This window comes from Agromyces sp. 3263, from assembly GCF_031456545.1.
GTDB lineage: Bacteria > Actinomycetota > Actinomycetes > Actinomycetales > Microbacteriaceae > Agromyces.
Map to the genome: position 1 here is coordinate 763,319 of NZ_JAVDUV010000001.1, position 22,899 is coordinate 786,217.

16 protein-coding genes are annotated in these 22,899 nt (G+C 70.3%); 3 read left to right on the forward strand and 13 right to left on the reverse strand.

Features of this window, described 5'->3' with window-relative positions; translation table 11 throughout:
• Nucleotides 1–11: 11 nt before the first annotated feature.
• The 5 genes from J2X63_RS03430 to J2X63_RS03450 all read right to left on the reverse strand — a co-directional run bounded on the left by J2X63_RS03430 (nt 12) and on the right by J2X63_RS03450 (nt 7,041).
• Entirely contained in the window at nt 12–1,067 is a 1,056-nt protein-coding gene (locus J2X63_RS03430; protein WP_309973915.1) for a family 43 glycosylhydrolase, read from the reverse strand.
• A 39-nt stretch (nt 1,068–1,106) separates the two neighbouring features.
• Entirely contained in the window at nt 1,107–3,839 is a 2,733-nt protein-coding gene (locus tag J2X63_RS03435; protein WP_309973917.1) for a family 78 glycoside hydrolase catalytic domain, read from the reverse strand.
• The gene (locus J2X63_RS03440) at nt 3,836–4,747 is read right to left on the reverse strand and encodes a carbohydrate ABC transporter permease (protein WP_309973919.1); all 912 of its coding nucleotides are present in this window, start codon (nt 4,745–4,747) and stop codon (nt 3,836–3,838) included. The genes J2X63_RS03435 and J2X63_RS03440 overlap by 4 nt, the downstream gene beginning before the upstream one ends.
• 5 nt (nt 4,748–4,752) lie before the next feature.
• Complete coding sequence (locus tag J2X63_RS03445) at nt 4,753–5,637, reverse strand: sugar ABC transporter permease (RefSeq protein ID WP_309973921.1); 885 nt, start codon at nt 5,635–5,637, stop codon at nt 4,753–4,755.
• A 93-nt stretch (nt 5,638–5,730) separates the two neighbouring features.
• A complete protein-coding gene (locus J2X63_RS03450; RefSeq protein ID WP_309973923.1) occupies nt 5,731–7,041 on the reverse strand; it encodes an extracellular solute-binding protein in 1,311 nt (436 codons plus the stop codon).
• Between the two features lie 235 nt (nt 7,042–7,276).
• Between J2X63_RS03450 and J2X63_RS03455 the strand changes: the two genes are divergently transcribed.
• Complete coding sequence (locus tag J2X63_RS03455) at nt 7,277–8,281, forward strand: LacI family DNA-binding transcriptional regulator (RefSeq protein WP_309973925.1); 1,005 nt, start codon at nt 7,277–7,279, stop codon at nt 8,279–8,281.
• Nucleotides 8,282–8,287: 6 nt separating this feature from the next.
• Here J2X63_RS03455 and J2X63_RS03460 read toward each other — a convergent pair whose 3' ends face one another.
• The 4 genes from J2X63_RS03460 to J2X63_RS03475 all read right to left on the reverse strand — a co-directional run bounded on the left by J2X63_RS03460 (nt 8,288) and on the right by J2X63_RS03475 (nt 13,498).
• Complete coding sequence (locus J2X63_RS03460; protein ID WP_309973927.1) at nt 8,288–10,054, reverse strand: beta-galactosidase; 1,767 nt, start codon at nt 10,052–10,054, stop codon at nt 8,288–8,290.
• Nucleotides 10,055–10,171: 117 nt separating this feature from the next.
• The gene (locus J2X63_RS03465; protein WP_309973930.1) at nt 10,172–11,515 is read right to left on the reverse strand and encodes a sugar ABC transporter substrate-binding protein; all 1,344 of its coding nucleotides are present in this window, start codon (nt 11,513–11,515) and stop codon (nt 10,172–10,174) included.
• A gap of 97 nt (nt 11,516–11,612) precedes the next feature.
• Nucleotides 11,613–12,563, reverse strand: coding sequence for a carbohydrate ABC transporter permease (locus J2X63_RS03470; RefSeq protein WP_159604361.1), 951 nt, complete (start codon nt 12,561–12,563; stop codon nt 11,613–11,615).
• Nucleotides 12,560–13,498, reverse strand: coding sequence for a sugar ABC transporter permease (locus J2X63_RS03475; protein ID WP_309973932.1), 939 nt, complete (start codon nt 13,496–13,498; stop codon nt 12,560–12,562). Before J2X63_RS03475 ends, J2X63_RS03470 begins: the two co-directional genes overlap by 4 nt.
• Before the next feature lie 126 nt (nt 13,499–13,624).
• Between J2X63_RS03475 and J2X63_RS03480 the strand changes: the two genes are divergently transcribed.
• Nucleotides 13,625–14,662 (forward strand): LacI family DNA-binding transcriptional regulator, encoded by a 1,038-nt coding sequence (locus tag J2X63_RS03480; protein ID WP_309973934.1) that lies wholly within the window; start codon nt 13,625–13,627, stop codon nt 14,660–14,662.
• A gap of 220 nt (nt 14,663–14,882) precedes the next feature.
• Here J2X63_RS03480 and J2X63_RS03485 read toward each other — a convergent pair whose 3' ends face one another.
• Both J2X63_RS03485 and J2X63_RS03490 read right to left on the reverse strand, forming a co-directional pair.
• Nucleotides 14,883–18,575 (reverse strand): RICIN domain-containing protein, encoded by a 3,693-nt coding sequence (locus tag J2X63_RS03485; RefSeq protein ID WP_309973936.1) that lies wholly within the window; start codon nt 18,573–18,575, stop codon nt 14,883–14,885.
• Nucleotides 18,576–18,809: 234 nt separating this feature from the next.
• Nucleotides 18,810–19,577: an SDR family oxidoreductase gene (locus J2X63_RS03490; protein WP_309973938.1), complete on the reverse strand. Its 768-nt coding sequence runs from the start codon at nt 19,575–19,577 to the stop codon at nt 18,810–18,812.
• A 138-nt stretch (nt 19,578–19,715) separates the two neighbouring features.
• On the opposite strand from J2X63_RS03490, the gene J2X63_RS03495 reads away from it, so the two are divergent.
• Complete coding sequence (locus J2X63_RS03495) at nt 19,716–20,798, forward strand: DNA glycosylase AlkZ-like family protein (RefSeq protein ID WP_309973940.1); 1,083 nt, start codon at nt 19,716–19,718, stop codon at nt 20,796–20,798.
• Nucleotides 20,799–20,840: 42 nt separating this feature from the next.
• Here the strand turns inward: J2X63_RS03495 and J2X63_RS03500 are convergent, their stop codons facing one another.
• Both J2X63_RS03500 and J2X63_RS03505 read right to left on the reverse strand, forming a co-directional pair.
• Nucleotides 20,841–22,364 carry an ATP-dependent DNA ligase gene (locus J2X63_RS03500; protein WP_309973942.1) on the reverse strand — a complete coding sequence of 508 codons (1,524 nt, stop codon included), beginning with the start codon at nt 22,362–22,364 and terminating at the stop codon, nt 20,841–20,843.
• 72 nt (nt 22,365–22,436) lie between these two features.
• Nucleotides 22,437–22,862, reverse strand: a complete 426-nt coding sequence (locus J2X63_RS03505) for a VOC family protein (protein WP_309973944.1) — start codon at nt 22,860–22,862, stop codon at nt 22,437–22,439.
• Between the last annotated feature and the right edge of the window lie 37 nt (nt 22,863–22,899).

A 22,899-nucleotide genomic window follows, 5' to 3' on the forward strand; every position in this document is an offset into this window, starting at 1 on the left:
CTCGCCGTTCGTCATCCCTCGAGGGCCGGGTACTCCTCGATCGTCCACTCGTCGCGCCAGGCGATGTACGGGCGGTCGCCGTCGAACCGGATCGGCAGCCACACGTAGTCGGCGAGCGACGTGTCGGGTTCGCCGAGGTCGATGGCGCCCCATTCGCGGGGGCCCTCGAGGTCGACCCGGAACACCTCCTCGAACAGGGCCCGGATGTCGGGCAGGTCGTCGGGCGGCGAGACCACCCATCGGTCGGCGATGGCGATGTAGAGGTCGCGTCGGTGCGGGTGGGCGAAGATCGACGAGATCTGCGACCGGAAGGACGTGCGCGAGTCGTCGTGGGGGTGGGCGTCGCCGACCACCGTCCATGGCCCGTGGTACGAGTCGGCGGTCGCGAATTCCGACGGGTTCGGGAAGTAGCCCGTCGTCCCGGAGGTCGCGAGGAAGTGGCGTCCCTTCCGCCGGAAGTACGCAGGCGCCTCACGCACGAACGGTGGCTGGAGCCGCGGGAAGTGCGTGGAGTAGTAGCCCGTGACATCCGTGTACTCGTCGTTCAGGTCGGCGACGATGAGCTCGCTGTGCACGCGCTCGAAGATGTAGTACGCCTTGCCGTCGGACGGCTCCACCACGAGGTCGAAGTCGCCCGCGTTCATGCCGAGCGGCTTGATGCCGCGGGTCACGAGCTCGTACGGGCCGCGGATGTCGTCGGCCGTGAAGACGCTCGAGCGCTGCTCCCCGTTGCGGTGCATGACCTTCACCCAGCACACGAACTTGCCCGTCGCGGCGTTGTGGATGATGTGGGGCCGGTCGGCGAGTTGGGCGGGATGCAGCGGGTGCGCCTCGTCGTCGAGCACCGGCGGCAGGATGGTGCCGAGGTCCCGCCAGTTGTAGAGGTCCTTCGAGGAGTAGCACCGCACGCCCCAGTGCCAGATGCCGTTACCCGGAGCGGTGCGCTCCTTGTTCTCGCCGTACCAGTAGAACGTGTCGCCCACGGTGATGACGGATCCGCCGTGGGCCTGGATCCGGTTGCCGTCGGTGTCGAGCCATGGCTGCCCAGGTCTGATCGAATGCTGCACTGCGGTCCCTTCGGAGATGTCGAGTCGGTCGTGCGGTGGTCAGGCGACGCTGACGGCGGTGTCAGTGGCGTCGGCGGCGTCGGGCGCGTCGACGGCGACCGGACCGGCCCCGGCTTCGGCCCGCTCGTCTTCGTGGGGGCCACCGCGCCAGCGCTTGGGCGGTCGGGCCGGATCGGATGCCGCGTCGCGCACGGTGCACGTGAACGAGTGCCGTCCTGCCGGCACGTCGTCGACGGTCGAGCCGTCGGGCAGTTCGATCGATGCGGTGGCTCCCACGGGCACGACCACGTCCAGCGTGAACCTCGTGCCCTCGCGCCGCCAGGACGATGTCGCGAGCCCGAGCGGGCCGTCGTGGCTCGCCGACGCGTGCGTGAGCCCTCCGCCGGGCCGCGGGGCGATCCGGAGGGCGGTGCCGCCCGGTGCCGCGGTGTCGAGCCCCGCGACGATGCGGTGCATGAAGCCGGCGATCGCCCCGAGCGCGTAGTGGTTGAACGACGTCATGTCGCCGGGGTTCACCGTGCCGTCGGGGAGCATGCTGTCCCACCGCTCCCAGATCGTCGTCGCGCCCATGCCCACCTGGTAGAGCCACGACGGCATCTCGTCCTGCAGCAGCAGGTGGTACGCCGCGTCGATGCCGCCGATCCGAGCGAGGGCGTCGCAGATGATCGGCGTGCCGACGAAGCCCGTGCTGATTCGGAAGTCGTTCTCGGCGACGAGCTCGATGAGCCGTTCGCCGGCCCGCCGCTCCTGCTCGGGCGTGGCGAAGAGGTCGAAGACGATGGCGAGCGCGACCGAGGTCGGGGTGTCGCTCACGACGCGTCCGCTCGGCGAGAGGTACTCCGAGCGGAACGCGGCGAGCGCGCGATCCGCGATGCCGCGGTACCGCTCCTCGTCGCCCGAGCGGCCGAGCAGCGCCGCGGTCTCGGCCATGATCCGGGCTGTGCGCACGTGGTAGGCCGTGGCGACCAGGTGCTTGTCGGTGTGCGACTGTCCCGGGTTGTCCGGCGGCGCCGCGGGATCGAGCCAGTCACCGAGCTGAAAGCCCGTGTTCCACAGGCCCGTGCCGCCGGCAAGGCGATCGACGAGGTCTACCCACGACGTCATGCTCTCGTACTGCGCCTCGAGCACCCGGGTATCGCCGTCGTGCTGGTACAGCTCCCACGGCACGATGACCGCGGCATCCCCCCACGCGGCGGTCGGGAAGTTCGGAAAGCCGCACTCGAGCCAGGGCACGAAGTTCGGCACGTGGCCCTGTTCCGCCTGCTCGGCCGCGAGGTCCCGCAGCCAGCCGGTGAGCGTGCCGTGCGCGGCGTACAGTCGCAGGGCGGTGGGCGCGAAGACCTGGATGTCGCCGGTCCAGCCGAGCCGCTCGTCGCGCTGCGGGCAGTCGGTCGGCAGGTCGACGAAATTGTCGCGCATGCTCCACACGACGTTCTCGTGGAGCCGGTTCAGGCCTGCGTGCGAGCTCTCGAACCAGCCCGTGCGCGGCATGTCGGTGTGCACCACGAGGGCTTCGACGTCGACCGAGTCGAGGTCGCCAGGCCAGTGCTCGAGCTCGGCGTAGCGGAACCCGTGGATCGTGAAGCGGGGCGTCCACGTCTCGAGGCCGGAGCCGGCGCACACGTACGCGTCGATGGAGACGGCGGCGCGCAGCGGCCGCACCCCGAGCGCGCCGTTCTCGAGCACCTCGGCGTGGTGCAGGCGCACCTCGTGGCCCCCCGGCCCGCGCACATTGATGCGGAGCCGGCCGGAGATGTTCTGACCGAAGTCCAGGCGGATCCGCCCGCCCTCGATCGCCTCGACGGCGACCGGCCGTAGCGCCTCGATGACCCTCACCGGCGGACCGGTCGGCGCCTCGAGGCGGGCCGGGAAGTCCTCCAGCGGCAGCACGGTCGGCGACGACCAGTCCCGGTCGTCGAATCCGGGCGTGCTCCATCCGACGGGCAGCAGCCGGGCGTCGTACCGCTCGCCCTCGTACAGTCCGACCTCGGTGATGGGCGACGGATGCCACGACCAGGCGTCCTCGAGCGGCACCCTGACGATCGAGCCGTCGTCGAGGGTCAGCTCGAGTTGCAGGAGCAACGCGACATCCGTGCCGTAGACGTCCCAGAGCCCACCGTCGAAGCCGATGCGGCCCCGGTACCAGCCGTCGGCGAGCCAGGCACCGACGACGTTGCGACCCTCGACGATCGACGCGGTCACGTCGGAGGTCTGGGTGCGGAGCCGATGCCGGTAGCTGGTCCAGCCGGGCGACAACACGTCATCGGACACGGGGCGCCCGTTCACCTCGAGGTCGGAGACCCCGTGCGCGCTCGAGTAGACGCGGGCACGGAGGATGCGGCCGGGCGCGATGCCGAGCTCGGCCGTGTCCCACGTCGCGCGCAGCAGGTAGCCCGGCCGCAGCGTTCCTGCGGGAGCCGCCGGCGACGGCGAGATGAACGGCACGCTCCAGTCGTCGCGATCGAGCAGCCCGGCCTCGACCCGGAGCGGGGTGCTCCAGCCGCCGGCGTCCTCGGCGGCGCGCACGCGGAGCTGCCCGCCCTCACGCGAGCGCAACCCGTCGAACGGCCAGTCCACGAGCCGGGTGCGCTCGGCCGGGAGGCGCACGGCGTGCACCACGCCGTCGTCGCGGCGGAACTCTACCTCCCAGGCGTCGGGCGCCGCCGACGCGATCCACGACAGCCGCGGCCGCGGCTCCCCGATGCCGAGTCCGTCGACTCCGCGGCGGTTCTCGAGCCAGACCGATTCGATCCGGACCTCCTCGCGGGTCATCCCTTCACCGATCCCGCCGTCAGGCCCTTCATGACCTGCTGGTTGAGGAACAGGTAGATCACGAGCGTGCCGAACACGCTCACCGCGATGGCCGCGAATGTCGGCCCGTACTGCACTGCGCCGTACTGCCCCGTGAAGTTGAGCAGGCCCACCTGGATGGTGCGCAGCGCGTCGCTGTTCGTGAACGTCAGGGCGATCAGCAGGTCGTTCCAGAAGAAGAAGAACTGCACGAGGCCGACCGTGAAGACGGCGTTCTTGACCAGTGGGAGCCCGACCGCCCAGAACGAGCGCAGGATGCCCGCGCCGTCGAGCGTCGAGGCCTCGAAGATCTCACGCGGCACGGACCGGAAGAACGTTGCCATCATGAACACCGTGAGCGGGAGGCCAGTCGCGATGTAGGTCAGGATCATCGGCCAGTACGTGCCCGTGAGGCCGGTGCGGAAGTAGATGGTGAACAGCGGCAGCAGGATCATCTGCGTGGGCACCATGATGCCGGCGAGGAAGAGCAGCAGCACCGTGCCGCGGCCCTTCCACACCATGACCTCGAGGGCGAAGCCCGCGGCGACGCCGACGATCAGCACGACCGCCAGTGACGGGAAGACCACGATGATGCTGTTCAGGATGTACTGCCCGAAGCCGTTCTCGAACACCGAGACGTAGTTCTCGAAGGACCAGTTCTGCGGCAGCGACCAGAAGGGTTCGTTGAGGAACTCGCCCTGCGTCTTGAACGACCCGAGGAACATCCACACCATCGGGTAGATCATGATGACGAGCAGGACGGCGAGCAGGATGCGCACCGGGAGCCGCGCGAAGAAGCGGCGCGGGCCGCGCGCGCGACGCTGCGGGACTCGCTCGGGAGTAAGCCCGCGGGGGTTGACGCTGGCGATGGCGGTGGTCTGGACGGTCATCGGTCTCAGTCCTTCGTGAGGTCGCGGCGCGTGGACCGGAAGATGAACACGGTGAACAGCAGGCAGAGGATCGTGAGCATGAGCGCGATCGTGCTGCCGTAGCCGTACTGGCCGTAGGTGAACGACGTCTGGAACATGTAGAGCGTCAGGGGCGTCGTGGCGTTGCCGGGCCCGCCGTTGGTCAGGGCGACGACGCTGTCGAAGACCTTGAGCGTGCCGTTGATGCTGAAGATGAGCGACGACAGCAGCACGGGAAGCGAGAGCGGCAGCACGATCGTGCGGACGAGCTTCCAGCCTCCCGCGCCGTCGAGGCGTGCCGACTCGAGCATCTCCTCGGGGATGTCGAGGACTCCGGCGTAGAGGAGCACCCCGTAGAACCCCATCGACTGCCACAGTCCCATGAGGATCAGGACCCAGAACGAGGCGTCGGGCGTTCCGAACCAGTCGACGGACTCGATGCCGAGCAGGTTCAGGAACGAGTTCACCGGCCCGACCGTCGGTGCCGCCTCGAAGAGGCGGGTGAAGAGCAGCGCGATGGCGACCGTCGGCAGGACGATCGGGAAGAAGATGATCGTGCGGATCGTGGACGACGCCTTCTTCAGGTAGAAGACGTAGAGGAGCGAGAGACCGTACCCGGCGGCGACCTGCAGCACGGTCATCACGAACGCGAAGCGGATGGTGAACCACACCGCGCTCCACGCGGCCGGATCGTTGAAGAACTTGACGAAGTTGTCGAGGCCGTTGAAGGTGAACCCCACGATGGGATTCCCGTCCATGACCGTGTAGCCGAGCGACCAGATGATCGGCACGAGCATGATGAGCGAATAGAGCAGCAGGGCCGGTCCGAGGAGGATCAGGACGGCGCGCTTGTCGCCGAGGACTCGTTCCATGGTTCACGCAATCTGTCGGCTGCCGGAGCAGCGGGGGTGGAGCACGGGGGCGCGGCGCGATCACCGCGCCCCCGCGTCAGGATCCGGCGAGGGTCAGCCCTCGTCGTTGGCGTCCTGGACGAGCTTCATGAAGTCGGCACCGCTCAGGCTGCCGCTGGCGAGCCCGCCGCCGTTGGTCTGGCTGACGCTCGTCGCCTTCGAGTTGAAGAGGGCCTCGAACCAGAGGATGCTCGACGGCGCGTCGGCGATGACCTGCTGCACCGTCTGCGTCGTCTCGGGCAGGTCGGCGGGCGGGTTGTCGATCGTGAAGCCCGACACCACGCCGCTGTCGTTGAGGACGGTGTCGCCGTAGTTCGAGACGATGCACTCGAGCCACGCCTTCTGGTTCTCGCCGAAGCCCTTCTTGGCGAACATCACGGGCACGCCGACGTTCGCGGGGACCTGGTCGATCGAGCCCTTGCCTCCTTCGACCGCCGGGAACGGCGCGTAACCGATGTTGTCGAGGCCGATGGTGTTCTGCGTCTCGTCGTTGAAGTTCGCGAGCGCCCAGCTGCCCATGTAGAAGAACGCGGCCTGGCCGGTGAGGAACTGGTTCATGGCCGCGTTGTAGTCGATCGAGCCGACCGCGTCGCCGAAGTACCCGGCCTTGCCGAGCTCGGCCACGGCGTCGGCCGCCTTCACGTACTCGTCGTCCGTGAGCTTGGCGTCGCCGTCGGCGACGGCCTTGAGGGCGTCGGGTCCGAGGTCGCGGGCGATGTAGTTGCCGACGAGCCGGGTGATGGGCCAGCCGTCCTTGCCGTCGGCGGCGAAGGGCTGCACGCCCGCCGCGTCGAGCGTCTCGGCGGCGGCGACGAGGTCGTCCCAGGTGGCCGGGGCCTCGATGCCGTTGTCGGCGAGGAGCTGCTTGTTGTACCAGAAGCCCTCGATGTTGAACTCCGTCGGCAGCGAGTACATGTCGTCCTCGCCGTGAAGCGCCTCGATGGTGGATGCCGCGGCGGGAAGGATCTTGTCGGTGAGGCCGAGGTCGTCGAGCTCGTCCGAGAGGTTCAGCACCTGGTCGGCGTCGATGAACTGCTTCATGAGCGAGGGGGTGCCGGCGGCCATCGACATGTTCGAGAGGGCGTCCTGGCCAGCCAGGAGCTGGAGCTTCTGGTCGAACTGGGCGCCGGCCGACTTGTCGGCCGTCAGGGGTGCGGCCTTCTCCTCGGCAGCGCACTGGTCTTCCGACAGGGTCGTCAGCGTGTCGATGATCGTCGTGTTCTCGGTCTGGCCGAAGTACGTGAACTTGCCGCTGTCGGATGAGCCGCCCGAGGCCGGGCCGCAGCCGGTGAGCACGAGGGCACCTGCCCCCACGACGGCCGCGAGCGGAGCCAGGCGCCGGAGGCGCCGAGATGCTGTGGTCACTATTCCTCCTTGAATGTGGGCGCTTTTGAAGCGCTTCACTTGGAAGATACCGCTAGACTCGCGAATTGTCATCCTCGATCGGTAACGAATTTGAAACGCTTCATCTCATGTCCGCTTGCCACCACGGCGTTCGTGCGACGATTACGACGACCGACGGCCGAGCATGAGGGCCGCGCGCACACGGAGGTGCCCCATTCCCGCTGAACGACGTCGTGGGCTGAACTCGCAGCCGAGCATGAGCGATGTCGCCCGCCACGCGGGCGTGGCGCTCGGCACGGTCTCGAACACCCTGAACAATCCCGACAAGGTCGCCGAGCCCACGCGGCGACGCGTGCTCGCCTCCATCGCCGAGCTGGGGTTCGTGCGCAACGATGCGGCACGGTCGCTCGCGGCCGGAAGCAGCTCGACCGTCGGATTCGTGCTCGCCGACCTCGACAACTCGTTCTTCGTCGATATCGCCCGTGGTGCCGAGTCGATCCTGCGGCAGCACGACATGAGCCTGCTCATCGCCAACACCGACGTCGACCCCGCGAGGGAGCAGCGCAACCTCACGCTCTTCGAGGAGGCGCGGGTGGCCGGCATCCTCATCGCCCCGACGCCGTGGATGCCGTCGCGGCTCCCCGCGGTGCGGAGCACTCCCCTCGTCTACGTCAATGCGCCGCCGACGGATGCCTCGCACTCGGGCGTGGTCGTCGACGAGCGTCGCGGCGGAGAGCTCGCGGCACGGCACCTCATGGAGCTCGGCCGCACGCGGTTGCTGTTCGTGGGCGGCCCGTTCCTGCTCGACGCCGTCTCGGAACGACGCGCGGGTGCCCGCCAGGCCGTGGAAGCGGCCTCCGGGGTCTCGCTCGACACGCTCGAGACGCGGGGCCTCAACATCCCGCACGGGCGCCAGGCCGCCCGCGAGATCCTCGAGGGGGGCGCCGGCCGCTACGACGGCATCGTCGCCGCTTCCGACCTGCTGGCCATCGGCTGCATCCAGGTGCTCGACGGGCAGCCGGGATTCGAGGTGCCCGCCGACCTGGCCATCACCGGGTACGACGACAACCACTTCGCATCCGAGAGCGCCATCCCGGTCAGCACCATCGCACAACCCGGCGAGGAGATGGGGCGGGTGGCGGCCCAGCTGCTCATCAACCGCATCACCGAGCCCGAGACCGCGATCCCGCGCACCGTGACCCTCGAGCCGCACCTCATCGCGCGCCGCTCCACACTGGGCGAGGCGTGGCGCCGCGACTGACGGAGGTCAGATCTCGGTGTGGCCCAGTTCGGCCCCGGCGAGCAGCCGGATCACCGGGTCGGCGATCGCCTCGAACTCGAGCAGCACGACCTCGTTGCGCCCAGCCCGAGTGACCGGAGCCGGCACGACGAGCGTGCGCTGCGGCCCACGGCGCCAGTAGCGCCCGAGCAGGAACCCGTTGACCCACACGAGGCCCTTGCCCCAGTGCAGGGTGTCGAGGAACAGGTCGGCGGGCTCGTCGAGCTCGACCTCGCCCCGCGCCAGCGTCGGGCCCGCGGCGAACCCGACCGAACGTCCATGCGACGCGAGCTCGGGCACGCGGTCGAGGTCGACGGGGCGCACGCACCATCCGGTGAGCTCCTCGCCGTCGAGGGCAACGCCGCCGATGAGGCCCTTGTGCTCGCCCAGGCGAGGGCCGTAGTCGACGCGCCCCTGGTCCTCGACGAGGATCACGAGTTCGCCGCGGGTCTCGGGCAGCACCACGGACCGCTCGTGCGCGTCGCGCGACATCACGCCGACGGGCACGCCGTTGAGCAGCACCCACGCGCGGTCGCGGACCTCCTCGCCGATCGTGAGCACGCCCGGTCCGCCGCGGCCGAGGCGCGTGGCGAACAGCGCGATGCCGCGGTCGTGGCCGAGCTCGTCGAACGAGGGCATCGTCTCGTGGCGGGTCTCGTCGCCGAGGCGCGCCGCCACCTCGAGCAGCGCCGGTCCGACCGCGAGCGGCGCGACGAGCGCGGGCGCGTCGGGTCGCGCGCCGGGCACCTCATCGGGGACGGGTGCGTACTTCGCGATGACCTCGCGGAAGGCCCAGAACTTCTCGGTGGGGTATCCGCTCTCGTCGAGCGGGGCGTCGTAGTCGTAGCTCGTCGTGATCGGCGCGTAGCGTCCCTTGTCGTTCGCGCCGTTCGTCAGCCCGAAGTTCGTGCCGCCGTGGAACATGTAGACGTTCACCGACCCGCCGGCCGCGAGCAGCGCGTCGAGCTCGGCAGCGGATGCCGCGGCATCCGTCACGTGGTGGTGCGAGCCCCAGTCGTCGAACCAGCCGCACCAGAACTCCATGCACATGAGCGGGCCCGTGGGCTGGAACTCGCGCAGCGTCTCGAGGCGCTCTGGCACGCGGGAGCCGAACGAACCCGTGAGATGCAGGCCGGGCAGGCTGCCGTCGGCGAGCATCTGCGGGGTGGGCTGGTCGATCGTGGTGAGCGGAACCGTGATGCCGGCGGCGCGGGTGACGCGCACGAGCTCGGCGAGGTAGTCCTTGTCGTCGCCGTAGGCGCCGTACTCGTTCTCGATCTGCACGAGGATGACCGGCCCGCCCGCGTCGACCTGCCTCGGCGCCACGATCTCGTAGACGCGCCGGAGGTACTCGGTGACGGCCGCGAGGTAGTGCGGCTCCGACCGGCGCACGCCGACCTCGGGGTCACGGAACAGCCACGCCGGCAGGCCGCCGTTGTCCCACTCGGCGCAGATGTAGGGCCCGGGCCGCACGATCGCGTGCATGCCCTCGGCCGCCACGAGGTCGAGGAACCGGCCGAGGTCGAGGCCGTCGTCGGCCCGCCACTCACCGCGGTGCGCCTCGTGCGCGTTCCACGCGACGTAGGTCTCGATGGCGTTCAGGCCCATAAGGCGGGCCTTGCGGATGCGATCCGCCCAGAGGTCGGGGTGCACGCGGAAGTAGTGCAACGCGCCCGCGAGGATGCGGTGCGGCTGCCCGTCGAGCTCGAAGTCGGTCGGCCCGATGGCGAAGCGGGAGTGGGCGGTCACAGGCATCCGTTCTGGTGAATCGTGGACGGTGGAAGGGCGGTGCTCGAGGCACCCGCCGTTGGAAGAGGGGGAAGCGGCGGGGCCGGCCGGGAGTGCCCGACCGGCCCCGCCGTGTCGCGACGGCTACTCGCCGACCGTGAAGCCCTGCTCGTTGCCGTAGTCGACGAGCTGGGACTGCCAGTCGGCGAGGCCCTCGTTGAGGTCGGTCTTGTTCGCATACGACTGACCGACGGTGTCGCCGAAGATGCTGTTCGCGTACACCTGGTAGGGCAGGTACGACCAGCCGGGCGCCACGTCCTTCGAGGCCTGCGTGAGCACCTCGTTGATCTTCTGGCCGCCGAAGTACTCCGACTCCTGGTTCACGAACTCGGGGTCGTCGAGGTTCGCCGTCGTCGACGGGAAGCCGCCGCTCTCGAGGAACACGTCGATGGACGCCGGGTCGCTGTTCAGCCAGCGGAGGAACGCCGCGGCGAGCGCCGGGTTCTTCGACTGCTTCACGACCGACTGGCCGCCGCCGCCGTTCTCCGAGGTCACCGGGGTGCCGTCATAGGTCGGCATCGGCGCGACGCGCCAGTCGCCCAAGGCATCCGCGACGCTCGACTCGAGCACGCCGGGCATCCACGCGCCGATGGGGAGCGTCGCGATCGAGCCGTCGGCGAGGCCCTTGAACCACTCGTCGCTCCACCCGGGGGTCGTTGCGACGAGGTCCTCCTGGATGAGCTGGTTCCAGACGCCCGTCCACTGCTCGGTGCCCTCGTCCTGGAAGTTCACGGTCACGTCGGTGCCGTCGATGGCGAAGGGACGGCCGCCGGCCTGCCAGATCATGCTCGTCGTGAAGCCCGCGTCGCCGGTATCGGACGTGATGTACTTCGTCGGGTCGGCGGTGTGCAGCTGGCGCGCGGCGTCGACGTACTCGTCCCAGGTGGTCGGCACGGCGATGCCGTACTGGTCGAAGACCGACTTGTTGTAGAAGAGCGCCATGGGGCCCGAGTCCTGCGGGAGGCCGACGAGCTTGCCGTCGACGTTCACGCTGCCCCAGGTCGACGCGCTGTACTGGTCCTCGAGCTCGTCGAGGCCGTACTCGCTGAGGTCGACGAGGGAGTCGGCGAGGGCGAACTGCGGCATGGCGTAGTACTCGATCTGCACGACGTCGGGCGCGCCGGAGCCGGCCTTGATCGCGTTCTGCAGCTTCGTGTACTCCTCGGTGTTGGTGCCGGCGTTCACGAGCTCGACGTCGACGTTCGGGTACGCCTTCTCGAACGCGGCCACCTGCGCCTCGGCGCTCGGGGTCCAGCTCCAGTAGGTGAGCTTGCCGCCGGCCTCGAGCGCGGCGTCCAGGTCGGACGCCGAGCCGCCGCCGGAGGTGGTGTCGCCTCCGGTCGAGCACGCGGCGAGCGCGCCGACCGCGAGGGCGGCGGTCGCGGCGACCGCCAGGGTCCGCCGGAAGGCGGTGCGGGCGATGGTCATGTGATGTTTCCCTTCACTTCGTTGTGCCATCTGTGATCCGGGGCAGGACGCTCCGGGTGAGCGGTGGGGTGCGGAATGGACAGGCAGTGCCGCTCGGTCACTGCTTGACGCTGCCGGCGCTGAGCCCCGACTGCCAGAACCGCTGCAGGCCGAGGAACGCGATGACGATGGGGAGGATGGTGAGGAGCGAGCCCGTGATGACGAGGTTGTAGATCGGCTGCGCGGCGACGCCGGTGGCCTGGGCGTTCCACTGGTTCAGGCCGACCGTGAGCGGATACCAGGTGGGGTCGCTCAGCATGATCAGCGGCAGGAAGTAGTTGTTCCAGGTGGCCACGACGGTGAACAGCAGCACGGTGACGATGCCGGGCGCGAGCAGCCGGCCCGAGATCGTGAAGAACGTGCGGAACTCCCCCGCGCCGTCCATGCGCGCCGCCTCGAGGATCTCGGTCGGCACGGAGTCGACCGCGTAGACCCAGATCAGGTAGAGGCCGAACGGGCTGATCAGCGACGGGATGATGATCGCCCAGGGCGTGTTCGTGAGGCCGAGCTGGCTGAACATGAGGAACGTCGGCACCGCGAGCGCCGTGCCGGGCACCGCGATCGCGCCGAGCACGACGGCGAAGATCGCGCGGCGGCCTCGGAACCGGAACTTCGCGAGCCCATACCCCGCGAGCGTGGCGAGGAGGGTCGCGCCGCCGGCGCCGACCACGACGTAGAGCAGCGTGTTGCCGAACCAGCGCAGGAAGATCCCGTCGCGGTAGGTCAGCGTCTCCCAGATGTTCTGGAAGAGCACGAAGTCGTCGTCGAACCAGAGCCCGAAGCTCGAGAAGAGCCCGCTCTGCGTCTTCGTGGCGTTGATCACGAGCCACGCGAGCGGCACGAGGCTGTACAGCACGAAGATGCCCATCAGCAGCGTGAACGCCACCGACTTGCGCGGACGCAGCGGCGAGTTGCGGCGGCGCGGGCCTCGCGTGCCACGGCGGGCGGATGCCGCATCCGCTCGCTTGTGGTCTGCGGCTCGCACCTCGGGGGCGATGGTGGCGCTCATCGTTCTTCCTTCCGGGAGCCGCGGAGCTGCACGACGTAGGCGATCACCGCGGTGATCACGCCCATGACGATGGCGACCGTGGCCGAGGCGTTGTACTGCTGACCGGCGAACGACAGGTTGTAGGCGTACATGTTCGGCGTGAAGTACGTGGTGATGATGTTCGGCGCGAGCGTGCGAAGGATGTTCGGCTCGTTGAAGAGCTGGAAGCTGCCGATGATCGAGAAGATCGTCGCGATGACGATCGCGCCGCGCAGGGCGGGCAGCTTGATGCCGGTGACGACGCGCATCGAGCCGGCGCCGTCGAGCTCGGCCGCCTCGTAGAGGTCGGTGGGGATGACGCGGAGCGCCGAGTAGAAGATCAGCATGTTGTAGCCGACGAACTCCCAGGTCACGATGTTGCCGATCGAGACGAGGATCCAGTTGCGGGCGAACGGCGTGATGACCTCGCTGCCGAGCCAGTCGTTGATGTTCGCGGCGAGGCCGAAGTTGTCTCCGTAGATGAAGCCCCACATGAGCACGGCCACGACCGCGGGCACGGCGTAGGGCAGGAAGATCACGATGCGGAAGAAGCCCGAGGCGTGCAGGCGGGCGCTGTCGATGGCGAGCGCCGCGACGAGCGCGAGGCCGAGCATGATCGGCACCTGGATGAGCAGGAAGAGGGTGACGCGGCCGAAGCCCTCCCAGAACTGCGGGTCGGCGAAGAGCTCGAGGTAGTTCTCGGCGCCCACGAACGCGTTGCCGCCGATGAGCTGCTCGCGGAAGAGGCTGAGGTAGACCGAGTAGGCGACCGGCGCGATGAACACCAGCAGGAACACCACGAGGAAGGGCGCCACGAAGGCGAGGCCCTTCCACTCGCTGCGTCCGCGGACTCGGATGCGGCGGGGCGGCGGCGCAGTGACCACCGCGGCCGGCGCGGGAGGGGACGTCGTTGTCATTCGGATTTCCAATCGCTCACATGTTCACGTCAACATGCAGTGCGGTTACCGTAGCATGTTGACGTGAACATGCGCCAGTCTGTGCAAGTCTGTGCGTGACGCACGAAGTGTTCGAGGGAGCCGGCGATGACCACCACCACCCAGAGTGAGGCGCTGCCGCTCCGCCGGCGCGGGCCGTCGATGGCGGATGTCGCGCGTGAGGCGAACGTGTCGGGGCAGACCGTGTCACGCGTGTCCAACGGCCGCACCAACGTCGACGCCGACACCCGTGAGCGCGTGCTGACGGCGATGCGCAAGCTCGGTTACCGCCCCAATAGCGCCGCCCGAGCCCTGCGTAGTGGGCGCTTCCACTCCATCGGCGTGATCATGTTCACGCTCTCGAGCTTCGGCAACATGCGCACCCTCGACGCGATCGCGGTCGCCGCGGCCGACGCCGGCTACTCGATCACGCTCATCCCCGTGCCGCACCCGACGCAGGGCGAGGTCGCGGGCGCGTTCGACCGCCTCAGCGAGGAGGCCGTCGACGGGGTCATCATCATCGTCGAGGCGCACCTGCTCGACGAGAACGACGTCGAGCTGCCCGCGGGCCTCCCCGTGGTCGTCGTCGACTCCACCGCGGGCGACCGCTACCCCATGGTCGACACCGACCAGGCGCACGGCGCCCGCCTCGCCACCGAGCACCTCCTCGGCCTCGGCCACCGCACGGTGTGGCACGTCGCCGGCCCCGAGCGCTCCTACTCGGCGACGCACCGCCGCGAGGCATGGGAGCAGACCCTGCGCGCCCATGGCGCCGAGGTGCCCCCCGCGCTCGTCGGCGACTGGTCGAGCGAGTCGGGCCACGCGATCGGGCTCGAGCTCGCGAAGGACCCCGAGGTCACGGCGATCTTCACGGCGAACGACCAGATGGCGCTCGGCGTGCTGCGCGCCATGCACGAGTCCGGCCGCGCCGTGCCCGCCGAGGTCAGCGTCGTCGGCTTCGACGACATGGAGGAGTCGCGCAGCTTCTGGCCGCCGCTCACCACCGTGCGACAGTTCTTCGGCGAGGTCGGGCGTCGCTCGGTCGAGGCGCTCCTCAGCGAGGTCGAGTCGGGCGAGCGCGAGGGCAGCACGCTCGTGGCCACCGAGCTCATCGTGCGCGAGAGCACCGCGCCGCCGCGCGCCTGACCCGCGTCGCACCACCCCTCCGGCCCACTGCGCGCCTCGCCCCCGACGAAATGCATGAGCATCCACCGGATGCCCTGTTCCCAGAGGTCGATCCGCGGATTCTCATGCGTTTTCGGCTGTGGCGGATGCCGCACGGCGCCCCACGCCGAAGGGCGGCCGCCGCGCGTTGCGACGGCCGCCCTCGCGGCATCCTGAATCAGGTCATCGGCAGCTCACGGCATCAGGGCTTGCGCGAGTTGGCGGCCAGGATCCGCTGCGCGTCGCTCTCAGCGGTCGCCGCCTCGACGCCGTCGGCAGACACCGTCACGCGGACGCTCAGCAGCTTGCCCGCGTCGCTCGTGACCGGCGTGTACGTGGCATCCGTCGCGCCCTGGATGGGCTCGCCGTTGCGCAGCCACTGCCACGCGATCTCGCCGTCGGCGGGATCGAACGAGCCCACGGTCGCGGACGGGGTGCCCACCCGCGGCCGGTCGGCGAGCCCGAACCCGTCGATCACCGCATGCCTGCGGATGGTCACCGAGTACCTGCGAGTCGCGCTGCCGTCGGCCGACGTCACGACGATCGTGGCGACGCCGCCGTTCGCCGTCGAGGGCTGCGTGACCCGCACGACCGCGGCCGAGTCGACCGCGATGCCGTCGACCGCGGGCAGTCGTCCGCCGTCGACGTCGACCTCGTAGTCGAGGCGCGCCGCGTCGAACCCGTCGATCGTGCCGCCGTCGAGGCGCAGCACCGCGAGGTCGGCCACCGCCGCCGGCGCGGCCACGGACTCGAACACCTTGACCTCCGACACGATGAGGTGCGTGTTCGGGTAGGCGTTCATGACGACCCGCACACCGGTCGCGGTGACCGGCGCGAACGACGCCACGACCGTCGGCGCGCTGCCATCGGCGGGGGATGCCACGGGCTTCGCGGTCTCCCAACCGGGTGCGGCCACCCAGGTGCCATCGGCGCCGCGCACCTGCACCTGCATCGTCTGGGCCCAGCTCGTGGTGCCGTCGCGGTAGAACTGCACCGAGACCCGCTGCACCTGGTGCGGCGCCGCGTACAGGTACGTCAGCGTGGACTGCGCCGGCTTGTTCGTCGACACCCAGTTCGACCAACCCTTGTCGCCCTCGACGCCGTTGCGCGTGCGGTCGGCCGGGTAGCCCGATTCGGTCGAGCTCGCTGACGCAGTGGTGCCGGCATCCGGGTTGAAGTTGCGCAGCGTGCCCTCGGTCACGAGCACGGCCAGTTGCGCGCTCAGCGAGGCCCCGTCGGCGGATGCCGCGCCGGGCACCCGCACGACCCCGACCTCGTCGAACGCGGCATCCGTGACGCCGGTCCAGTCCCAGGTCACGGGCACGTCGAACGCATTCTCCGACGCCCCGACCCGGGCCGGAACCACGGATGGCGCGGCGGCCTGCACGCCGGCGAGCGACGAGCCCGCGGCCACCGTGATCGAGACGGGATCGGCGGCGGTGAGCCCGCCCACGTCGACGAGCGCGGTCACCGCGACGGCCTGCCCGAACACGTCGGTCGCGGTGCCGGGCACCTCGACGCGGCCGGTCTCGGCCCACCCGCCCTCGTCGGGCAGCTGCCACGTGACGGCGACGGGCACGCCCGCGCCCCAGGCGTAGCGCGGCACGATCGTCTCGGGGAGCACCGGGGCGACGCCCGCCTGGGTGCGCGCGGCGACCGTCTGCCCGTCGAGCGGGGCGAGGTCGCGCGGATCCCACGACTGGTTCGCACCGCCGTTCGATCCGTAGACGCCCACGGTCGCGCCGCTCGTCGTCGACTGCCCGTTCACGTCGAGCGAGAGGCCGAGCGCCTCGTTCACGAGCGTGTACGCGCGCCCGTCGGTGGTGTTCACGATCCAGCGCGTGGCGGCCGTGGCAGCGGCAGCGTCGAGCGAGGCCGTCCGCAGGTCGGTGCCCGAGCTCGTCGCGCCGAGCACGCGACCGTCGGATGCCTCGAGCACCACGCGTCGCGTCGCCTCGCGGTCGCCCGCCGGCACCTCGTGCACGGTCCACGCCTGCGGCGCTGCCGCCGAGGCATCCGTCGCCAGGTTTCGGATCGTGGTGGCCGCGCCCGTCGCGCCGGCCGTCAGCGCCTTGCCGCTCTGGGTGCCGACGAACTGGTAGCGGTGGCCGTCACGGAGCGCCGGGGCACCCGCCGCGACCCCCGAGACGCCGTCGATCACGAACGTGGTGACCGACTTCGCGGGCACCGTGAGCGTCGCGGTCTTCGCGACGCGGTCGATCGCGACCGGCGCGCCCTCGACGAGCGCGTTGGCCGTCGGGGCATCCGCCGACGCCGCCTGCGTGGTGACCACTGGCGTGACCGTGGCACCCTCGGCGAGGTCGCCGAAGTTCGACAGGTCGAGCGTGACCACGCGCTCGGATGCCGCGGTGTTCGTGTGCACGATGGTCGCCCCAGTGCCGTCGCCCCGCACGGCCGCCGTGCTCGAGGCGTCGTCGACCGCCATGAGGTGGTCGCCCTCGTGGAGGTACTTCGTGAAATTGCGGATGGTGTTGAACTTCGAGTTCACCTGCACGCCGCACTCGGGCGCCTTGCTGGAATCGCCGCCCGCGTCGGCGACCCGGCGCGCGGACTTCCACACGGTGCCGCCGGCCTCCTGGTAGGGCGTGCAGTCCAGGTCGATGAAGATCGAGCCCCAGTTGAGGTTCTCGCCCTGCGGCTGCATGTTGTAGAGGTCCTCGACGGGCTGCCAGAGCACCCACGCGTTCGGCTCGAGCTCACGGAGGTCGTCGTGGATGCGGCCGGCGATGCCGAGGCCGTTCTCGATGTTCACCGGGTTGAAGCCGCTCACCCAGTTGCCCTCGATCTCACTCATCCACAGGTCGGTGTCGGCCTGCTTGGCGAGGTCGCGCACGACGAGCCGGCCCGAGGTGCCGTAGGTGTGCACGTTCATGCGGTCGACCTTGGCGCGCGTCGCGGCCGGGTAGCCGGCCCAGTTCGTCGCGAAGATGCCGGGGTTGGTCTCGTCCATGGCCGCGAGGCCGGCGTTGGTCGAGGTGACCGGATCGTCGAGCTCGGCGCGCACGTCGTCGATGAGCGAGACCTGACGGGCCGGCCCCATGTGCATGCCCTCCTGCCGTCCGCCGACGGGCTTGCCGTTGCTGAGCGTCGTGCCCCAGTAGTTCGTGTTCGGCTCGTTGAACGGGTCGATCGTGTCGACCTCGATGCCGTACTCGTCCTCGAGGTGCTCGGTGACGTTCACGAGGTAGCTCGCGAACTGGGCCTCGGCGGCGGGCTTCAGCTGCTCGGACGTGGCGTTGAAGCCGCCCGACACGTAGCCGCTCTCGGTCATGAAGTAGGGCGCCGAATTGGCGAACGTCTCCCAGTGGGTGATCTGGTCGTCTGCGGCGAGACGCTCGACCCACCAGCGCTGGGTCGCGTCGGCGTCCCAGTCGTACGATGCGGGGTCGTCGGCGTCCCACCTGGAGAGCAGTGCGTTGCGGTCGGCGAACCTCGTGGTGGTGCCGTCGTAGGTGCCCGCTGAGCCGTCGGGGTCGGCGGCCCACCAGCCGTCGACCGCACCGCCCGGGCGCAGGTAGTCCTGCACGTCCGACGCGTTCCCCCCGCCGATGTTGTAGCGCGCGATGTTGAGGTCGAGGCCGTCCTCGCCGAACACGGCCTGGTAGAGCTGCTCCCGCAGCTCGGCCGGGTAGCCGCCGGTCGCGTTCGCGAACCAGACCAGGCTCGTGCCCCACCCCTCGAACGACTCGCCCTGGTAGGCGGGATTCGGGGTGATGGTGGTGCCGTCCGCCGCCGCTGCGGGCGACGCCGCGCCGAGGGGCGCCGCCAGGAGGGCGCCGCCGAGCAGCGCTCCACCCGTGATCATCGCGGTGAGCCGCTTGGCCCGCGTGTGCCGTGCCGCGGCCGGATCCGGCCGTCTCCCGTGCATCGTCATTGACGTCGTCCTCTTTCGCCGTTGAGAGATCGTGTGGGTACCGAGCGTGTTGACGTCAACACACTCAGGGACGACGATACATGTTGACGTCAACATGCGGAAGAGGATCGGGGCCGACTCGACGAGGAGATGCCGAACCCGCGTTCTCCCGGCGCGAACCGCGGGTTCGGCATCGACTCGATCGGCCGCCCGGACTCTCGCGGGCGAAGCGGCGGCAGCCCCGGCGCGGCGGGTTCAGGAGTCGAGCGGATGCCGCGCCGCTGCCTGCGCGGCGAGCCACTCGTCGAACGCCTGCAGGCCGAGGTCCGAGCCGGGCCGGGCGAGCAGGGTGCCGTTGCGCAGGGCGCGACCGTACGCCCCGGGGAGCGGCAGCTCCAGCACCCGCCCGCGCCGTCCGGTCGCGGCCGCCCAGCGCCGCGTCAGGTCGGCCATCCGCTCCTCGCGGGGACCTGCGAGGTCGTTCGCCCGTCCCGCCGGCTCACCGACCGCGAGCGCCACCAGCCGCTCGGCCACCTCCCTGGCCGCCACCGGCTGCGACCGCATCCTCGGAACGAGGACGAGCGGACCGACCTTCGCGGTGTCGAAGATCTGCCCCGCGAACTCGTGGAACTGCGTGGCCCGCAGGATCGTCCACGGCACCGGCGCGGCCTCGACGAGCTGTTCCTGCAGCACCTTCCCGGCGTAGTACCCGTGTGGGGCGTCGTCGACGCCCACGATCGAGAGTGCCACGTGGTGGCGCACGCCCGCCGCGACCTCGGCGGCGAGCAGGGTGCGGGTGACCGCGCCGAAGAAGTCGCGGGACGCGGCATCCGACAGCGTCTGCACCGACGCGACGTCGATCACCGTGTCGACACCGTCGAGCGCGCCGGACAGTCCCGCTCCAGTGACGAGGTCGACGCCCGTGGAGCGGGCCAGCACGACCGGCTCGTCGCCGCGCTCGCGCACGACGTCGACGACGTGACGGCCGACGGTACCGGTTCCTCCTGCGACGGCGATCTTCATCGTGCGGTCTCCTCCTGGGTGGTGGTCGGGCTGCGACGTTCGCTGCTCACATCCAACACGACCGGATGCCCCGTCGGGATGTGACAGCCGTTCGGAGCCGGGGTGACGAACGTCGGGGGCCGTGGATAGCGTGGACCCGTGGAGCCGCACCGTCTCGATCGCACGCAAGCGCGACGCATCGCCGTACGCGCCCAGCTGCTCGGCGCCGACCGCCCCACCGACCTGGTCGAGACCGTGCGGCACCTGACGTTCCTCCAGGTCGACCCGACTGCCGTGATCGCGCCGAACGCCGACCTGGTGGCCTGGAGCCGGCTGGACGCCGCATACGCGCCCGCCGACCTCGTGCGCGCACTCGAGGACGACCGCACCCTCATCGAGTTCAACGCGCTGATCAGGCCGATGGAGGACCTCGCCCTCTTCCGCGCCGACATGGAACGGTCGCCCGACTATCCGCGGTGGCGTGAATGGCTCGACGCCAACGAGTCGTTCCGTCGAGACGTGCTCGCCCGGCTGCGCGACGAAGGACCGCTGACCTCGCGGGAGATCCCCGACACGAGCGTGGTGCCGTGGACCTCGTCAGGCTGGACCGGCAACCGCAATGTCACCCAGATGCTCGAATTCCTGGCCGCCCGCGGCGAGATCGCGATCGTCGGGCGCCGCAAGCGCGATCGGATCTGGGATCTCGGCGAGCGCGCGCTTCCGGCCGACCTCGGCGCCGTGACCGCCGACGAGGCACAACGGCTCCGCGACGAGCGCCGCCTGCGCTCACTCGGCATCGCACGCGCGAAGTCGCCGGTGGTGCCGATGGAGCCGGCGGATGTCGGCGCCGCCGGCGAACCGGCCGTGGTCGAGGGGGTCGACGGCGAGTGGCGCGTCGACCGCGCGTTGCTGGGGCAACCGTTCGAGGGACGAACGGCCCTGCTCTCGCCATTCGACCGGCTCGTGCACAACCGCACCCGCGCCCTCGAGCTGTTCGACTTCGACTACGCCCTCGAGATGTACAAGCCGGCCGCCAAGCGCCGCTGGGGGTACTTCGCGCTGCCGATCCTGCACGGTGATCGCCTCGTCGGCAAGCTCGACGCGACGGCCGACCGCAAGGGCGGCGTGCTCATCGTGAACGCGATCCACGAGGACGAGCCGTTCACGTCCGAGGTTCGACGCGCCGTCGACGACGAGGTCGACGCCCTGGCGGCGTGGCTGGGACTCGAGGTGCGTCACTGAGGCACCGCCGCGCACTCGCCGGTCCTTCGTCACCGAAGACGGTCAGCCGCGCAACAGCCCCCGCAGCGTCTGGATCGTGTCGGCGTCTTCGGGCCGCTTGTCGTCGCGGTAGCGCTTGACCCGCGCGAACCGCAGCGCGATGCCGCCGGGATACCGGGTCGAACGCTGCACGCCGTCGATCGCGATCTCGACCACGATGCTCGGCGCGACCCACACGGTGTTGGCGGTGCGGCGTACCTCGATCTGCTGGAAGGTCTCGGTCTGCCAGCGCAGCAGCTCGTCGGTGAGGCCCTTGAACGTCTTGCCGACCATCACGAACTCGCCGGGTTCCCCGAACTCGCCGACGGGGTCGAGCGCCCCGAGGTGCAGGTTCGAGAGCCATCCCTCGCGCCGGCCCGAACCCCACTCGCAGGCGAGCACCACGAGGTCGTAGGTGTGCACGGGCTTGACCTTGATCCAGCTCGAGCCACGGCGACCGGCGGCATACGGCGAGTCGATGGCCTTGACGACCACGCCCTCCTGCCCGGCGGCGAGCGCGTCGCGGGAGATGCGCTCGGCGACCTCGGGGTCGGTCGTGACCTCGCCGGGGATGCGGTGCTCGCCGGCGATGCGCTCGAGCTCGCCCATCCGCGTCGCGAGCGGCTCGTCGAGCAGGTCTCGGCCGTCGACGTGCAGCACGTCGAAGAACCAGGGATGCAGCAGCGTCTCGCGGGCGGTCTCGGCGCCGAACCGCGACATCGTGTCCTGGAACGGCCGCGGACCGCCGTCTTCATCGAGGGCGAGCGTCTCACCGTCGAGGATGACGTCGCGCACCGGCATGCCACGGACCACCTCGACGACCTCGGGCAGCCGGTGGGTGATGTCGGCGAGGTTGCGGGTGAACACCCGCACCTCGTCGCCCGAGCGGTGCACCTGGATGCGCGCGCCGTCGAGCTTGTATTCGACGGATGCCTCGCCCGTGGTCTCGAGCGCCGCCGACGCCGTGGCGGCGGTCGCGGCCAGCATCGGCAGCACCGGACGACCCACGACGAGCCCCACCGCATCGAGCACCTCGGGCGGCTCGGTGAGCGCGGTGCGCGCCGTCTCGCCGAGGTCGCCCGAGAGCATGGCCGCGCGGCGCACCACGTCGCCGGGGCGATCGGCGGCCCGCGCGACCGCGTCGGTGAGCACACCCTCGAGGGCGCCCGTGCGCATGTCGCCGAGCAGCACCCGGCTGAGGAAGCCCTGCTCCCGCTCGGTCGCACGGGCGGTGAGCTCGCGCAGCGCCCGCGCGCGCTCGGCGGTCGACCCGGCTCCGCCCGTGACGGCCAGCCGGTCGAGCAGCTCGTCGACCTCGGCGACGGTGAGGCTGGGCTCGGCGGCGGGCTCGCCCATCGCGGCGGCGACGCCGCGCCATCCGACGCCGACACGGCCCTGTCGCGGCTTGCCCACGAGGAACCCGACCGCGGGCGCGATCTCGTCGGGCTCGAGCCGACGGAGGAGATCGGCCAGCGCGTCGACCTTGGCCAGGCGCGAGCGCGTCGATGTGACGGCGTCGGCCGTGGTCACGAGCTCGTCGAGCAGCACGGGGCCAGTCTGGCACCGGCATCCGACATCGACGCAGCGACCGGTCGCCGCGACGTGCCGGACCTCGGCAGCTCACATCGCGCGGGAGCCGTCGGACATCACCGGGGAGATCAGCCCGAAGACGTTGCCGTCGGGGTCGAGCAGGTAGCCGACCCGGCCGACGCCCTGCATGTCGTCGGCGGGCAGGGCCTCCGTGCCGCCGAGTTCGAGGCCGCGGCGCATCAGGGCGTCGACGTCGTCGACGCCGATCACGATGTTGCAGCCGTTGACCGGTGCTCCGGCTTCGGGCTTCGGGCCCATGCGCTGGGTCAGGCCGCCGTTGATGCCGAGGCCGGGTTCTCCGGCGGTGTTCCCGATGGCGCCCTCGCCGGTCACGATCGACCAGTACGGGATGTCGCCGAACTGCGTGAATTCCCAGCCGAGCAGCTCGGAGTAGAAGTCGATGAGCCGCTGGGGCTCGGACGCGTGGATCTCGAAGTGCACGACGAGGTTCGCCATGGTGTCCTCCCAGTCTCGGATGCCGCACACGGTACGC

Excerpts from the sequence above, each read along its gene's own strand:
- J2X63_RS03465 (WP_309973930.1), bottom strand. The coding sequence starts at position 11,515 with ATGACCATCGCCCGCACCGCCTTCCGGCGGACCCTGGCGGTCGCCGCG.
- J2X63_RS03455 (WP_309973925.1), top strand. The coding sequence starts at position 7,277 with ATGAGCGATGTCGCCCGCCACGCGGGCGTGGCGCTCGGCACGGTCTCG.
- J2X63_RS03490 (WP_309973938.1), bottom strand. The coding sequence starts at position 19,577 with ATGAAGATCGCCGTCGCAGGAGGAACCGGTACCGTCGGCCGTCACGTC.
- J2X63_RS03470 (WP_159604361.1), bottom strand. The coding sequence starts at position 12,563 with ATGAGCGCCACCATCGCCCCCGAGGTGCGAGCCGCAGACCACAAGCGA.
- J2X63_RS03440 (WP_309973919.1), bottom strand. The coding sequence starts at position 4,747 with ATGACCGTCCAGACCACCGCCATCGCCAGCGTCAACCCCCGCGGGCTT.
- J2X63_RS03480 (WP_309973934.1), top strand. The coding sequence starts at position 13,625 with ATGACCACCACCACCCAGAGTGAGGCGCTGCCGCTCCGCCGGCGCGGG.
- J2X63_RS03460 (WP_309973927.1), bottom strand. The coding sequence starts at position 10,054 with ATGCCTGTGACCGCCCACTCCCGCTTCGCCATCGGGCCGACCGACTTC.
- J2X63_RS03435 (WP_309973917.1), bottom strand. The coding sequence starts at position 3,839 with ATGACCCGCGAGGAGGTCCGGATCGAATCGGTCTGGCTCGAGAACCGC.
- J2X63_RS03475 (WP_309973932.1), bottom strand. The coding sequence starts at position 13,498 with ATGACAACGACGTCCCCTCCCGCGCCGGCCGCGGTGGTCACTGCGCCG.
- J2X63_RS03485 (WP_309973936.1), bottom strand. The coding sequence starts at position 18,575 with ATGACGATGCACGGGAGACGGCCGGATCCGGCCGCGGCACGGCACACG.
- J2X63_RS03445 (WP_309973921.1), bottom strand. The coding sequence starts at position 5,637 with ATGGAACGAGTCCTCGGCGACAAGCGCGCCGTCCTGATCCTCCTCGGA.
- J2X63_RS03505 (WP_309973944.1), bottom strand. The coding sequence starts at position 22,862 with ATGGCGAACCTCGTCGTGCACTTCGAGATCCACGCGTCCGAGCCCCAG.